Source organism: Mesorhizobium sp. GbtcB19 (genome assembly GCF_019091085.1).
Classification (GTDB): Bacteria; Pseudomonadota; Alphaproteobacteria; order Rhizobiales; family Rhizobiaceae; genus Mesorhizobium.
In genome coordinates this window covers 1-14,853 of the sequence record NZ_JAGXJY010000023.1, presented here as the reverse complement: position 1 = coordinate 14,853, position 14,853 = coordinate 1, and the positions used below count along the sequence as shown (strand labels likewise).

Below are 14,853 nucleotides of genomic sequence, written 5' to 3'. Positions count from 1 at the left end.
CATGAGCGAAATCCTCACCATCGCCGACCTCAAGGACCTGGCGCGCCGCAGGGTGCCGAAGATGTTCTTCGACTATGCCGATTCCGGCGCCTGGACGGAGAGCACCTACCGCGCCAACGAGGAGGACTTCGGTAAGATCAAGTTCCGCCAGCGCGTGCTGGTCGACATGAGCAACCGTTCGCTGGAATCGACCATGATCGGGCAGAAGGTGGCGATGCCGGTGGCGCTGGCCCCGACCGGCCTGACCGGCATGCAGCATGCCGACGGCGAGATGTTGGCGGCGCAGGCGGCAGAAGCGTTCGGCGTGCCGTTCACGCTGTCGACCATGAGCATCTGCTCGATCGAGGATGTCGCCTCCGTCACCAAGAAGCCATTCTGGTTCCAACTCTATGTGCTGCGCGACAAGGACTTCGTGCTCAACCTCATCGACCGCGCCAAGGCGGCGAAATGCTCGGCGCTGGTGCTGACGCTCGACCTGCAGATCCTCGGGCAGCGCCACAAGGATATCCGCAACGGGCTTTCGGCGCCGCCCAAGATGACGCTTGCCAACATCGTCGACCTTGCCTTGAAGCCGCGCTGGTGCCTGGGCATCGCCGGCACCAAACGCCGCACCTTCCGCAACATCGTCGGCCACGCCAAGGGCGTCGGCGACGTCTCATCGCTGTCGTCATGGACGACGGAACAGTTCGATCCGCAGCTTTCCTGGAAAGACGTCGCCTGGATCAAGGAGCGCTGGGGCGGCAAGCTGATCCTGAAGGGCATCCTCGACAAGGAGGACGCGCTGATGGCGGCCGAGACCGGAGCGGACGCGATCGTGGTCTCCAACCATGGCGGGCGGCAGCTCGACGGGGCGGCTTCGTCGATCTCGGTGCTGGAAGAAATCGCCGATGCGGTCGGCGACAGGATCGAGGTGCATATGGATGGCGGCATCCGCTCGGGCCAGGATGTGCTCAAGGCGCTCTGCCTCGGCGCCAAGGGCACCTATATCGGCAGGCCGTTCCTCTATGGCCTCGGCGCGATGGGCAAGGACGGCGTCACCAAGGCGCTCGAGATCATCCGCAAGGAAATGGATGTCACGATGGCGCTGTGCGGCAAGCGCCTCGTCACCGACATGGGCAAGGATCAGCTCCGGCGCTAGTCTGGGGGCGCGGCAGGCGCTTCATCGCGGACAGGGCAGGTTAGCTCCGGCGCTAGGCGCTTGTTCACCGATTGTTCCTAGCTTGTCCGCGACAATTGACACGGAAAAGACGTTCCCTTGACCGAGACCGGCATACACTATCTCGATGCGCGCGGGCCTGACGGCATGCGGCTCTACGCCATTGGCGACGTGCATGGACGCCACGATTTGCTCGTCGCCATGCATCGGCGCATCGAGAGCCAGCTGGAATATGCGCCCGCCACCGACTGGCGCATCATCCACCTCGGCGACTATGTCGATCGCGGGCCGGATTCGAAAAGCGTCATCGATTTCCTGATCGAGGCGCAAAGGCGCGATCCGCGCAACATCATGCTCGCCGGCAACCACGATGTCGGCATGCTCGATTTTCTCGCCAATGCCGAGCCGGACGGCTTGTTCATGAACTATGGCGGTGTCCAGACGGCGCAGTCCTATGGCGTGGATTTCACACGGGACATGCATTGGTTCGGCAAGGCGGAGGCCATCGCGCGAGGGCACATGGCCTTGCTGAAGGCGGTGCCGCCCAGCCATGTCGACTTCCTGGGGTCACTGCCTTTCTCGGTCAGCTTCGGCGATTTCTTCTTCTGCCATGCAGGCATCCGCCCCGGCGTACCGCTCGAAAGTCAAAGCCGGCAGGACCTGATCTGGATCCGCGACGCCTTCCATGACCACCCGGGACTTTACCCTAAAGTGATCGTGCACGGACATACACCGGTGCCCGAGGCCGAGGTGATGGCCAACCGGGTCAATGTCGACACGCTCGCCTGGAAATCGGGGACGCTCAGCGCACTCGCCGTCAATGGCGGCGATAAGCAGATCATCGACGTGCAAGGCAAAGCGCTTTAAGGCGCATTGATATTCAGATGAGGCCGGCCTGACCTGAATCTCAACACGCTTTAGGCGCGATACCGGCGCGGGCGTGCTTGCGATTTTATCGAGGCTCAGTCGAGCGAGGCGGTGACGCCATAGCCGTCGACGGCGCGGTGGTTGGTCGCTGCGTCGGCGGCATAGATGCCCAGGCCGCAGAGCACGATGGCAGACAGCATGACAAAAGACAGGAGAGCTGCTTTCACGGACGTCATCTCTGGTTAAGCTTTCTGCATCTGGGCACGAGGCGGTTACCAATGCGTTGAAACGATAAAATGCGTCTCAATGTTTCGACGATTTCACGCTTCTAAGCAGATTCCGTATCGCCGGTGTGTCGGCTGGATCACACAAAAGGTTCATGGCGGTTGCACCGACGATACAAAGCGCGCCCTCTTAGGCGAGCGACCGGACACAAACCAAGGAAGAAGAGTATTATCCCCAGGCGGAAGCGCGGAGCCGTGCCAATTATGCCACGCCTCGTTCAGCGATGGGTTCGAACTGCTAGATAGTCGCCACCCAGGCGCGGGCTATCGCCAGGCCGGCGGCGTCGGCATCGGGCCCGTTGCGCGCTATCTCGTCATCGAGCTTGCCGGCCCAATCTGGATGGCGCTCGGCGATGAGCGATGCGAAACAGGTGCTCCAATCGCGCGCCATCGGGCTGTCCACCTCGAAATGGAACTGGAAGCCATAGGCGGCGCGGCCGAGGCGGAAGGCCTGGTTTTCGGCGACCGCGCTGCCGGCCAGCCGCACGGCGTTTTCCGGCAGGCCGAACGTATCGTCATGCCATTCGAAAATGGGGAAGCTTTCGGGCAAGGCGCCCAGCACCGGATCCGACTTAGCATCCGGCGTCAGCGACACTTTGTGCCAGCCGAACTCGGTGGCGCCGCCGATCTGGTTCGTGCCGCCGAAGGCGCGCGCCAGAAGCTGGCTGCCGAGGCAGATGCCGAGCACCGAGCGATCCTTGTCGGCGAAGTCGCGCGTCAGATCGAGCAATGCGGGAAAATACGGGCAGTTCTCGTCGTCGAGCGCGTTCTGGGCGCCGCCAAGCATGACCATAGCGTCGTGCTCGCTGCTGTCCTGCGGCAGCGTTTCGCCCTGATAAGGCTTACGCAGGTCGATATCGGCGCCGGCTTCCACAAGGGCCGCGCCGATCTGGCCAAGGCCCTCATTGTCGAAATTCTGGACGACCAAAACCCGCATCGAAAACCTGCTGACATGAAAACGCTGGGGCGAGCGATATCATGCGGCCGGCAATTCAGCCAAGATGCGCGGCGGGAGAGAAAACTATGCCACTGCAGAACCGGGTCGATCCGTTCGGCGCCATCCACGCCGTGCCTGAACGCGGCCTGTTCACCGGCAATCGCGGCATCATCCACGACCCCGAGACGAAAACGCTGCTGAAGAAGCGCTGGGCGCTGCCGGCCTGGATCATCTGCGTCTGCCAATTCCGCAATGTTCGGCGCGAGCCGATGGGCCGCAACCGGCAAGGCGCTGATCAAATGGGCGGAAAAGCCGGATGGACCGAGTTGTTCTTCCTCGACGAGGTGACGGCTTTCGCCGCCGGCCACCGGCCCTGCTTCTTCTGCCAGCGCGAGCGAGCAACCGATTTCGTCGGCCGCTTCGGTGAGGCCTTCGGCATTGCCGAACCGCGCGCGCCGATGGTCGACAAGCGGCTGCACAAGGAGCGGCTGGCTTCAGGCGGACGGCCTCCTGCCCTGATCATATCCGAGCTTGGCGACTTGCCTGATGGAGCGATGATCGCGGATGGCGACACTGCCTATGCGCTGCGTTCGGGCAAAGCGCTTCGATGGTCGTTCGCAGGCTACGCCGATCCTGTTGGCTTCGATCGCCTAGCCGGCTTGTTGCTGCGTCGGCTGACGCCGGCGACCAGCATTGCGGTGCTGCGGCAAGGTTTTGCGCCGGTCTGGCATCCGACCGCCGATATTTGACGGAAGCCACCGCCTCGCCCATTGCTAAGCAGATATTCGTGGGATGTCCCACGAATATCTGCTTAGATTCCCTTGTTTTTCGCAGGTTCTGATCGCAAAACCGCTGGACACTTTTGCGGAACCTGCTTGGGCCATGCGCGCCAATTACAAAATGCAGCGGCTGTTCGTGCCGGACGATCTCGGGCCGGGCCTCGAATTCGATGCCGGACAACAGCAAAGCCATTATCTCGCGCATGTGCTGCGGCTCGGCGAGGGTGCGGAGGTTCTGCTTTTCAACGGTCGCGATGGCGAATGGTCGGCTTCGATCGCCGCCAGGTCCAAGAAGGCCGTCCGGCTGAAGGTGCTGGAGTTGCAGCGGCCGCAGCCGCCGCTGCCCGATCTCGTCTATTGCTTCGCGCCGCTGAAGCAGGGTCGGCTCGACTACCTCGTGCAGAAGGCGGTCGAGATGGGCGCCGGCATGCTGCAGCCCGTCATCACCCAGCATACGCAGGTGGCAAAACCCGGCATCGACCGGCTGCGCGCCAATGTCGTCGAGGCGGCCGAGCAATGCGGCATACTGGCGGTGCCGGAGGTGCACGAGGCGGAGAAGCTGGAACGGCTGCTGGGCAGTTGGGACAAGGAGCGGCGGCTGATCTTCTGCGACGAGGATGCCTCGACCAACAACCCGCTGCCGGCCTTGCAGGCGGTCAAAGAGAAGAAACTTGCGCTGCTGGTCGGTCCGGAAGGCGGATTTTCCGACGACGAGCGCAAGATGCTGAGGGCGCTGCCTTTCGTCACCGCCATCCCGCTCGGACCACGCATCCTGCGCGCCGACACGGCGGCGGTGGCCGCACTTGCCGCGATCCAGGCGACGATCGGCGACTGGTGATCAAATCCTGTTGAGGCCTGGCTCAGGATTTTTTGCTTGATCGGCTGCTAACATTTCGTCCATCTAGCGCCGGCGGCCGTCCGGCCTCTGCAGCACCGCGCATGCTTTTCGACGCACGAAGGGCGCTGTAACATTTACGTTTCTGTGCAGGACGCCTTGAGGAAGTCGGTGCCGATTTCCGGGGCAATGCGCTCGGAGGGGCCTCATGGCGCGCGACACGACCGACACCCAGCCCATCGAAGGCATCGACGAACTGGTCGGCTATCTGGCCGCCGGCAACAAACCGCGCGACAAATGGCGCATCGGCACCGAGCACGAGAAATTCCCCTTCTATGTCGACGGCAACGCGCCGGTGCCCTATGGCGGCGAGCGTGGCATCCGCGCCATCCTCGAGGGCATGCAGCAAAAGCTCGGCTGGGATCCGATCATGGATGCGGGCCGCATCATCGGTCTGGTCGAGCCGACCGGACAGGGCGCGATCTCGCTGGAGCCGGGCGGCCAGTTCGAGCTTTCCGGCGCGCCGCTGGAGTCGATCCATCAAACCTGCCGCGAGGGCAACGCGCATCTGGCGCAGGTGCGCGAGATCGCCGAGCCGATGGGCATCCGCTTCCTCGGCCTCGGCGGCAGCCCGAAATGGTCGCTGGCCGAGACGCCGAAAATGCCGAAGTCGCGCTACGAGATCATGACGCGCTACATGCCGAAGGTCGGCACCAAGGGCCTCGACATGATGTACCGCACCTGCACGATCCAGGTTAACCTCGACTTCGAGAGCGAAGCCGACATGCGCCGCAAGATGCAGGTGTCGCTGAAGCTGCAGCCGCTGTCGACGGCGCTGTTCGCCAATTCGCCCTTCACCGAGAGCCGGCCGAACGGGCTGCAGAGCTGGCGCGGCGACATCTGGCGCGACACCGACAACCAGCGCTCCGGCATGCTCGAATTCTGTTTCTCGCCCGATTTCGGTTTCGCCGACTATGTCGAATGGGCGCTCGACGTGCCGATGTATTTCGTCATCCGCGACGGCCAGTATCACGATATGACGCGCTACACCTTCCGCCAGTTCATGGCGGGTGCCGCGCGCGACGAAGTTCCGGATGGATTGCCGGAGATGGGCGACTGGGCGAACCATCTGTCGACCTTGTTTCCCGACGTGCGGCTGAAGCGCTTCCTCGAAATGCGCGGCGCCGATGGCGGGCCGTGGCGGCGCATCTGCGCCCTGCCCGCCTTCTGGGTCGGGCTGCTTTACGACGAGCAGGCGCTGGACGCCGCCGAGGCGCTGACTTCGAGCTGGACTTACAAGGAAGCGCTGGCGATGCGCAACGCCGTGCCGGAGCAAGGCATTGCGGCGCCGTTCCGCAACGCCACCTTGCGCGACGTCGCCCGCGACGTGCTGGCGATCGCGCGCACCGGCCTGAAGAACCGTGGAAAGAAGAACCGCGACGGCTATGACGAGACCTCGTTCCTCAACACGCTGGACGAAGTCGTGGCGCGCGGCACCACCAGCGCCGAGGAGATGCTGTCGGCCTATCACACGCGCTGGGGCGGCTCGATCGAGCCGGTGTTCATGGAGTACGCCTATTAACCGTCGGGCATCCGCCTGGCGGTTGGTCAGCAAAAGCTGCTTCAATCCATGATAGAAAGGAAATAGGCTGCTCCCCGACGAGGATATTGTCGGAGGAAACCTTATGCCTTCCCTGTTCGACATTTTTGCCCAAGCCCAGAACGGCGCCGGCATGCAGGCGCTGGCCCAGCAATATGGGCTTTCGATGCAGCAGACCCAGGCAGCGGTGCAGGCACTTTTGCCCGCCTTCTCGCAGGGGCTGCAGCGCAACACCGCCGACCCTTACGGGATGGGCGCCTTCATGACGGCGATGGCGAGCGGCCAGCACGCCAAGTATTTCGAGGACGCTACCCGGGCCTTTTCGCCGCAAGGCATCGATGAGGGCAACGGCATTCTCGGCCATCTGTTCGGCTCGAAAGACTTGTCGCGCGCGGTGGCGGTCCAGGCAGCGCAGGCGACGGGGCTGAGCCAGCAGGTGCTGCAGCAGATGCTGCCGGCCATGGCCTCGATGATGATGGGCGGCCTGTTCAAGCAGACCAACAACCAGATGCAGGCCGCCGGCGGCTTCGGCGGCAGCGGCAATCCGCTCGGCGAGATCATCGAGCAGATGATGCGGCAGAGCGGCGTCGCGCCGGCGCCGCAGACGCGACAGGCGCCGCAGCCGGCGCCCAATCCCTACGGCGAGAATCCTCTCGGCAAGGTGCTGCAGGACATGTTCGGCGGCGCCGCTCAGCAGCCGCAAAGCCAGCCCCAGCAGGCGCCCAATCCCTATGGCGAGAACCCGCTCGGCAAGGTGCTGCAGGATATGTTTGGTGGCGGTGCGCCGCAGCAGCCGCAAGGCCGGCCGCAGCAGCCGCAGCCCCAACAGACGCAAAGCCCCTATGGCGACAACCCGCTGGGCAAGATCTTCGAGGAGATGCTGCGCCAGGGCGGCGGCGGTTTCGGCCTGCCCGGCGGGCAGCCGTCACCGCAGCCGCAACAGCGCCAGCCGCAGCAGAGCGCGCCGCAACAGCCGCAGACCAATCCGAGCGGCCGGCCGCGAAACCCGTTCGACGATATTTTCGGCAAGATGTTCGAGACCGGCGCGCAGCAGCGCGACGAATATGAAAAGAACGTCGGGACGATCTTTGACCAGTTCAAGCGCGACATGGACCGGCGGTAGGTATCGAACACCTCCAGAGCGCCTACCGTGAGCAAGAAACTCGAACAAATGCGCCACAATCCCCGTGGCGACTGGTCGATGCGCGATGTTAAGGCAGTCTGTGACGAGGCCGGCATTCAATGCGTGCCGCCGAGATCGGGGGGATCGCATTACAAAATCTACCACTCAGCAATGGCTGACATTTTGACGGTGCCTTTCAAACGCCCGATCAAGCCCGTATATATTCGAAAACTCGTGGCATTTATCGACGAGGCAAAAAAGCATGACGGACAAGCTTGAATATCCTGTCGTCATCGCGCCACTCTCGATTGAGGACGGTGGCGGGTTCTCGGCTTATGTTCCGGATCTTCCCGGTTGCATGAGCGATGGGGAAACTCCCGAAGAGGCCATCGCGAATGTTCAAGATGCTATCGCGGCTTGGATAGAAGCGGCGCATGAACTTGGCCGATCAGTGCCAAGACCGTCGAGAAAACTGGCTTTCGCCTAATTCCCTGAAAGACCTTCCAGAGAGAGGCGCAGCCTGAAAAAAATGCCCGGTCCTGGAAGAGGAACCGGGCAATGTGCAGGCGGGCCGGCGGGGAACCGGCAGGGAGTGTGGGAGCCTGCATGAACCTTGGTCGCGCCGAGCCTTGAAAAGGTTCAACGCGACCGCAAATCCTGGGAACGCGGCCGTTCAGGCGACCTGACGAGCGAGATCCTCGATCGTGTCGGCGCGCTCGCTGGCGATGGTGCGCAGCTTCACCGTCGGATCGCGGCCGAACGGCACGCCGATGGCGACATGAAGGTCGGCGCGGGTCAGGCCGATATCGGCAAGCTCGGCGTCCGACATCTCACCCAGGCGATAGAAGGCGCGGCGATTTTTCCAGGCGACGTAGATGTTGGCGAGAACGTTGATCACGCGCGTCGCAACGGCCGGACGCGTGGTGATGCGCGGGGTCTCGGAAGCGAATTCAATCGTGGTCATGTCAGTCTCTCCTGCGGAGTCGAGCGGACGAAACCAAGCGATCGGCGCCTTGGGAGAAGCGCCGTTCGGGTTTCCATTCACATGCTTTCATGTGGACAATGCCAATTTGCCATCGCGCGATTGATTAATCCAACGAATGTTTTTAATCTGTAGCATCAACATCAATGATAGGTTGGACCGATGAAAGCGCCGCTTGACCTCGATCAGTTGCAAACCTTCATCTCGATCGCCGACACCGGCAGCTTTACCCGCGCGGCCGAAGAGGTGCACCGGACACAGTCGGCGGTGTCGATGCAGATGCGGCGGCTGGAGGAGCGGATCGGCAAGCCGCTGTTCGAAAAGGACGGCCGCACCAACAAGCTGACCGAGGAAGGCGACCGGCTGCTTTCCTATGCGCGGCGGCTGATCTACCTCAACCGCGAGACCTTGGCCGCCTTCGACGACCAGCGTCTCGAAGGCACGATCCGCATCGGCACGCCGGACGACTATGCCGACCGCTTCCTGCCCGAGATCATGGCGCGCTTCTCGCGCTCCAATCCGCGTGTCGAGCTGACCGTCGTCTGCGAGCCGACGCCGGGCCTGGTCGAACACATCAAGCGCGGCAATCTCGACCTGGCGCTGGTGACGCATAACGACACGCGGGGACAGTCGGAAGTGGTGCGGCGCGAGCCGCTTTTATGGGTGACCTCGGCCAATCACGCCACGCACGAGCAGGAAATCCTGCCGATGGCTTTCGGCCGGCCGAACTGCATCTGGCGGCGCGCCGCGGTCGACGTGCTCGACCGGCAAAAGCGCGACTACCGCATCCTGTTTTCGAGCTTTTCGGCCACGGTCATCACCGCCGCCGTGCTTTCCGGCCTCGCCATCTCGGTGCTGCCGGAATGCGCGCTCAGGCCAGGCATGCGCGTGCTCGGCGAGGCCGACGGCTTCGGCCAGTTGCCGGACTGCCGCATCGGCATCATGCGCGGCCAGACCTCGCAGCCGGAGATCGTCGACGCTTTGGCCCGCCACATTGCCGAGAGCCTCGACAATATTTCCGTGCCGATCAGCGAAGAGGCCGGAAGCTTCGACTTCGCCGCGCTCGCCTTCGCCAAGATGAAGCGGGTCAAGGCAAACCAGATCATGCCTGGCTGGTAAGGCGGGAGCAATTCCAGGAAAAGTGTGACGCGGTTAGGCCCGGCGTCTTCACCGTGGCCTTCCGTCGGGAATTGAGTCAAGCAAACTATGCGCGAACGGCGGAACGTTCCTGGTTGGGTTCCGAAACACCCGGCAGCGCCAGCAACTGGCCGGGCTCCAGCGGCGGCGACAGCAGATAACCTTGCAACTGCCGGCAGCCCATGCCGACCAGCAGGGCCTTCTGTCCATCCGTCTCGACGCCTTCGGCGGTCACTTCCACCCTCAGCGCCAGCGCCAGCTCGATCAGCGACTTGACGATTGCGCGGGCACTTTCGTCCTCGTCGAGCAGACGCACGAAGGAGCGGTCGATCTTCAGCTTGTCGATCGACTGACGGCGCAGATAGCTCAGCGACGAATAGCCGGTGCCGAAATCGTCCAGAACGATGCGGACGCCGGATTCACGCAGGGTTGCGATGACGGAGGCAATCGTGTCGTTGTGCTCCAGCAGCACGCCCTCGGTGGTCTCGAGTTGCAGCCGGGCCGGGTCCAACCCGGTTTCGCTCAGCACCGATGCAACCAGCGCGGCGAAGCCGGCATCGCGCAACTGCACGGGCGAGATGTTGACGGCGATCCAGGGCAGTTCGGTCGTAACCGCGAAGCGGCAGGCCTCGGTCAGCGCCCATCTGCCGAGCTCGCCGATCAGCCCGCGTTCTTCGGCGATGGCGATGAATTGCCCGGCAGGCAGCGCGCCATGCACCTCATGCCCCCAGCGGATCAGCGCTTCGGCGCCGAGAATCCGGTGGCCGTCTATCGCGAAGACAGGCTGATAGGCGAGCTTTATGCCACCGTCGCCATCCAGCGCCTTGCGCAGTTCCGCCTCGACCTTGCGCTTGCGCAGCAGCAGATCGTCCATGTCGCCGGCAAACAGCTGGTAACGGCCACGGCCGTTCTTTTTGGCCTCGTAAAGCGCGATGTCGGCCTTGCGCAGCAGATCGTCCGCGTCGGTATCCGATCCGGACGACAGCGCGATGCCGATGCTCGCGCTGACGAAGACCTGATCGTCGATCAGCCTGAACGGCTCGCGCAGCTTCAAGAGCAATCTGTCGGCGATGTCTTCAGCGCTTCTTACGTCGGGAACATCGAGCAGGATGATGGCGAACTCGTCGCCGCCGAGCCGGGCGACGGTATCGACTTCGCGGATCGTGTGCTTGAGCCGCGCCGCCGTCTGGCGCACGAGCTGGTCGCCGGCCGGATGACCGAGCGTGTCGTTGATATGCTTGAAGCGATCGAGATCAAGGTAAAGCAGCGCGACGCGCGCTCCGTCCTGGCTGGCGAACAGCAGCGTGCGCCGCAGGCGATCCTCGAACAGCGCCCGGTTGGGGAGGCCGGTGAGCGTGTCGTGGAAGGCGAGATATTGCGCCTCGTCCTGGCTGGTCTGCAGCGCGGCCGAGGCACGTCGAAGCCGCCGCAGCAAGAAGGCCAGGACGCTGCCGGCCAAGAGCAGTGCAATCGCCAGGGCCGGAGCGATTTTGCGCACCAAGGTAAGGCCGGGCCGCAGTTGGTCCCAGCCGATATAGCCGAGGATGACGCCGCGCGAATCGACCAGCGGGACGGCGGCCGGACCAGCCGGCTGTGACAACGGCACCAGGCGCGCGCCGTCGAGCAGATATTTGGCCGCGATCTTGCCGATGACGGCATCGTTGATGAACTCGGCCGAGACATGCAGATATTCCGTACCGGCCACCTGGGTGACGCGATCCGTGCTCGGCACCAGCGGCATGATGCTCAGGATCGCGGGCTTCCCCTGGAGCGACACAAGGTCCTGCGCGACCATCTTGGCCGGCTGGCCGGATGCGTCGGCCTTCGCTGGCTCAGCCAACATGTGGCGCAGCTTCTCGATGGTCGGCTGCAGTTCCGGCTGATCCTCGCCGAAGATTGAAGCCTCTACGACCTTGCCCTCCCGCATGGCATGGACCGCATGGTTGGCGGCGTCGAGGATGTAGACCCGGTTGTGGCCGTAGTAGGTGTACATCCAGGTGCTGAGGTTTTCCTCGATCCAGGCCTGGTTGCCCGCCCTCACATTGGTTACGGAATCATCCCAGACCGTCACGCTTTCCTGCTCGCGCTGAACCGCGGCAATCTGGTCCTTCAGGCCATCGGCGATGAAAATCTTCTGCCGTTCGAGCGAAGCCTGGTCGGCCTGGGCTGCGGCATAGAAGCCGAAGCCAACGACCATGGCCAAGGCGAAAGCGGCAAGCGTCAGCACGGTCAGCGTGACCTGGTGCGTCAACGGGCTGCTGTTGTGGCGTGCGCTCATCGCGTCCCTGGCCGGCTCTCGTGTCGCCAGTCAAAGCAAATCGGGCTTAAAATCACGTTATAATATTAGCGAGGTTTGTCCCGGCTTGACGCCGGCCGATAAGCGCTCCCCAATCGCCAGATGAGTGAAACAGCAACCGAATCACGCAGCAACGCCACCGAATACACGGTGAGCGAGATTTCCGGCGCGCTGAAGCGCACTGTCGAGGACGCCTTCGGCAATGTGCGGGTTCGTGGCGAGATTTCCGGCTATCGCGGCCCGCATTCGTCCGGCCACGCCTACTTCGCGTTGAAGGACGACCGGGCGCGGATCGATGCCGTGGTCTGGAAGACCACCATGGCACGTCTGAAATTCCGCCCCGAGGAAGGCATGGAGGTGATCGCCAGCGGCAAGCTGACGACCTACCCCGGCAAATCCAACTACCAGATCGTCATCGACAATCTGGAACCGGCCGGCGCCGGCGCGCTGATGGCGCTGCTCGAGGAGCGCAAGCGCCGGCTGCAGGCCGAGGGCCTGTTCGATGCCGGCCGCAAGCGGCGGCTGCCGTTCATGCCACGCGTGATCGGCGTCGTCACCTCGCCGACCGGCTCGGTGATCCGCGACATCATCCATCGCATCAAGGACCGGTTTCCTCTGCATGTGCTGGTCTGGCCGGTGAGAGTCCAGGGCGACACGACGGCCCGGGAAGTGACCGCGGCCGTCAATGGTTTCAACGCATTGACCTGGGATGGACCCATCCGCCAGCCCGATCTCCTGATCGTGGCGCGCGGCGGTGGCAGCCTGGAAGATCTCTGGGGCTTCAACGACGAAGGGCTGGCGCGCGCCGTCGCGGCGTCCGGGATTCCCGTGATCTCCGCCGTCGGGCACGAGACCGATACGACTCTGATCGACTTCGTTGCCGACATGCGCGCACCGACGCCGACGGGTGCGGCCGAGATCGCCGTGCCGGTCAGGGCGGATCTGGAAGCGACGCTTGCCAGCCTCGGCGCGCGACTCAACGCCTGTGCCTCGCGGCATCTGGAGCGCAAGCGCCAGGCGGTGCGCGCCGCGGCGCGGGCGCTGCCCTCGCCCGACCAGTTGCTGGCCTTGCCGCGGCGCCGTTTCGACGATGCGACCAGCCGGCTCGGGCGCGGACTGACGGTGAATATCGAGCGCAAGCGGGCAACGCTGGAGCGACAAAGGCTGACGCCGGCGACCCTGTCGCGGCGCCTCAACGAAGCACGCACGCTGACCGGTCGCGATATCGCGCGTGCCCGCGCCGCCTTCTTCGCCATCGTGCGCGAGAGGCGCGCACGCTTCAAACGCACGGCGGCAAGGCTATCGCCGGCGCCGATCGCGCGGCGCCAGAAGCAGCAGGCCGATACGCTGGCCGCGCTGACGCGCCGCCAGGATCAGGCAACGGCGCGGCGGCTGGACCGGCTGCGCGCGGCGCTGACCCAGGCCGACCGGCTGCTTTCGACGCTGTCGCACAAAGCCGTGCTGGCGCGCGGCTTCGCGCTGGTCAAGGATGCCGACGGTTCGGTGATCAAGCGGGTTGAGGACCTGGCGCCGGGCGCGGCGCTGCAGCTTGAATTCGCCGACGGCACCGCCGAGGCCATTGCCACCAGCGGCGGCGCGCGACCGAAGCTGGCCGCGAAATCGCCCGCCAAGGCCAAGGAGCCCGGCAATCAGGGCTCGTTGTTCTGAGATGAGCAGCCACGATCCGCATCTTCGCACGCCGTCCGGCAAGCCGCGCCTGCGCGCCTTCGGCAGCGCGCTGGACGGGACGCCGGGCCGTTTCAACGCCATCACCGACGTTCCAGGCGTGTCGGTGGGCTACACGACGCTGATTTCAGGCGACGGGCCGCTTCGGGTTGGCAACGGCCCCGTGCGCACCGGCATCACCGCGATCCTGCCAAGACCGGTTCAAGAGCTCGCGACGCCGGTGTTCGCAGGCGTGTTCAGCCAGAACGGCAATGGCGAGCTGACGGGAACGCATATCATCGAGGAGACCGGCGCGTTCAACTTCCCGGTCACCGTCACCAACACGCATTCCTGCGGCGTCGCGCGTGACGCCACGCTGCGCTGGATGCACAAGGTGCTGCCGGCCGCGCTTGACATGGGCTGGGGCCTGCCGGTGGCGGCCGAGACCTATGACGGCTTCCTCAACGACATCAACGGCCATCATGTTAGCGTCGAGCATGTCACGGCGGCGTTGGACAGCGCCGCGGGCGGCGCCATCGAGGAAGGCAGTGTCGGCGGCGGCACCGGCATGATCGCCTTCGGCTTCAAGGCCGGGTCCGGCACAGCCTCCCGCCTCGTGAGATGGCAGGACAGGCGCTATACGCTCGGCGTGTTCGTGCAGGCGAATTTCGGCAAGCGGCATAATTTCACCATTCGCGGCAAGCGAGTCGGCGCTGACCTGGTCGAGCCGGCCATCCGCGAGGGAGCGCCGCGCGCCGAAAAGGGCTCGATCATCGCTGTCGTCGCCACCGACGCGCCGTTCCTGCCGCATCAGATGAAGCGGCTCGCCCGGCGCGTGCCGCTGGGCATCGCCATGACCGGCGGCTATGGCTACCACAGTTCGGGCGACATCTTTCTGGCTTTTTCGACCGCCAATCCTCAGGCGGCGCTCGGCGTCTCGGGCAGCATCGGCCACGCGGAATTCATCCCGGACGTCGACATCGACCCGTTCTTCGACGCGGTCGTGCAAGGCGTCGAGGAGGCGATCCTCAACGCATTGGTCGCCAATGAGGATATGACGGGGCGCGACGGCAATTTCGTGCCGGCGCTGCCGAAGCAATGGCTGAGGGAAAAATTCGGCTAGGCTGTAGTGACAATTTAACGGCTTGGGATTCCCATCGCGAGGCAAATCAGATTCAAGGCTGACTTTTGG

15 protein-coding genes are annotated in these 14,853 nt (G+C 64.1%); 11 read left to right on the top strand and 4 right to left on the bottom strand.

Annotated elements, in window-relative coordinates; genetic code table 11:
• Position 1: 1 nt before the first annotated feature.
• Positions 2-1,138, top strand: coding sequence for an alpha-hydroxy acid oxidase (locus KVT37_RS27530; protein ID WP_217578168.1), 1,137 nt, complete (start codon positions 2-4; stop codon positions 1,136-1,138).
• Between the two features lie 117 nt (positions 1,139-1,255).
• Entirely contained in the window at positions 1,256-2,023 is a 768-nt protein-coding gene (locus KVT37_RS27525; protein ID WP_217578167.1) for a metallophosphoesterase family protein, read from the top strand.
• A 95-nt stretch (positions 2,024-2,118) separates the two neighbouring features.
• Here the strand turns inward: KVT37_RS27525 and KVT37_RS33860 are convergent, their stop codons facing one another.
• Positions 2,119-2,250: a hypothetical protein gene (locus KVT37_RS33860; protein ID WP_263498119.1), complete on the bottom strand. Its 132-nt coding sequence runs from the start codon at positions 2,248-2,250 to the stop codon at positions 2,119-2,121.
• Positions 2,251-2,545: 295 nt separating this feature from the next.
• Complete coding sequence (locus KVT37_RS27520; RefSeq protein WP_217578166.1) at positions 2,546-3,244, bottom strand: type 1 glutamine amidotransferase; 699 nt, start codon at positions 3,242-3,244, stop codon at positions 2,546-2,548.
• Between the two features lie 86 nt (positions 3,245-3,330).
• Here KVT37_RS27520 and KVT37_RS27515 point away from each other — a divergent pair, with 86 nt between their 5' ends.
• From KVT37_RS27515 to KVT37_RS27490, 6 genes are all read left to right on the top strand, one after another.
• Entirely contained in the window at positions 3,331-3,993 is a 663-nt protein-coding gene (locus KVT37_RS27515) for a hypothetical protein (protein WP_217578165.1), read from the top strand.
• 133 nt (positions 3,994-4,126) lie between these two features.
• Positions 4,127-4,861 (top strand): 16S rRNA (uracil(1498)-N(3))-methyltransferase, encoded by a 735-nt coding sequence (locus KVT37_RS27510; RefSeq protein ID WP_217578164.1) that lies wholly within the window; start codon positions 4,127-4,129, stop codon positions 4,859-4,861.
• Between the two features lie 205 nt (positions 4,862-5,066).
• Complete coding sequence (locus KVT37_RS27505; protein ID WP_217578163.1) at positions 5,067-6,440, top strand: glutamate--cysteine ligase; 1,374 nt, start codon at positions 5,067-5,069, stop codon at positions 6,438-6,440.
• A gap of 103 nt (positions 6,441-6,543) precedes the next feature.
• On the top strand, positions 6,544-7,581 hold the full coding sequence (locus tag KVT37_RS27500) for a DUF937 domain-containing protein (RefSeq protein ID WP_217578162.1): 1,038 nt from the start codon (positions 6,544-6,546) through the stop codon (positions 7,579-7,581).
• Between the two features lie 27 nt (positions 7,582-7,608).
• Positions 7,609-7,860: a type II toxin-antitoxin system HicA family toxin gene (locus KVT37_RS27495; protein WP_217578161.1), complete on the top strand. Its 252-nt coding sequence runs from the start codon at positions 7,609-7,611 to the stop codon at positions 7,858-7,860.
• Positions 7,844-8,068, top strand: a complete 225-nt coding sequence (locus KVT37_RS27490; protein WP_095819825.1) for a type II toxin-antitoxin system HicB family antitoxin — start codon at positions 7,844-7,846, stop codon at positions 8,066-8,068. Before KVT37_RS27495 ends, KVT37_RS27490 begins: the two co-directional genes overlap by 17 nt.
• Positions 8,069-8,254: 186 nt before the next feature.
• Here the strand turns inward: KVT37_RS27490 and KVT37_RS27485 are convergent, their stop codons facing one another.
• Positions 8,255-8,545: a DUF1127 domain-containing protein gene (locus tag KVT37_RS27485; protein ID WP_217578160.1), complete on the bottom strand. Its 291-nt coding sequence runs from the start codon at positions 8,543-8,545 to the stop codon at positions 8,255-8,257.
• A gap of 180 nt (positions 8,546-8,725) precedes the next feature.
• Between KVT37_RS27485 and KVT37_RS27480 the strand changes: the two genes are divergently transcribed.
• Positions 8,726-9,682 (top strand): LysR substrate-binding domain-containing protein, encoded by a 957-nt coding sequence (locus tag KVT37_RS27480; protein WP_217578159.1) that lies wholly within the window; start codon positions 8,726-8,728, stop codon positions 9,680-9,682.
• Positions 9,683-9,767: 85 nt separating this feature from the next.
• Here the strand turns inward: KVT37_RS27480 and KVT37_RS27475 are convergent, their stop codons facing one another.
• On the bottom strand, positions 9,768-11,978 hold the full coding sequence (locus KVT37_RS27475) for an EAL domain-containing protein (RefSeq protein WP_217578158.1): 2,211 nt from the start codon (positions 11,976-11,978) through the stop codon (positions 9,768-9,770).
• 120 nt (positions 11,979-12,098) lie between these two features.
• On the opposite strand from KVT37_RS27475, the gene xseA reads away from it, so the two are divergent.
• A complete protein-coding gene (gene xseA, locus KVT37_RS27470) occupies positions 12,099-13,664 on the top strand; it encodes an exodeoxyribonuclease VII large subunit (RefSeq protein WP_217578157.1) in 1,566 nt (521 codons plus the stop codon).
• A 1-nt stretch (position 13,665) separates the two neighbouring features.
• Positions 13,666-14,784, top strand: coding sequence for a P1 family peptidase (locus KVT37_RS27465; protein WP_217578156.1), 1,119 nt, complete (start codon positions 13,666-13,668; stop codon positions 14,782-14,784).
• Positions 14,785-14,853 lie beyond the last annotated feature (69 nt).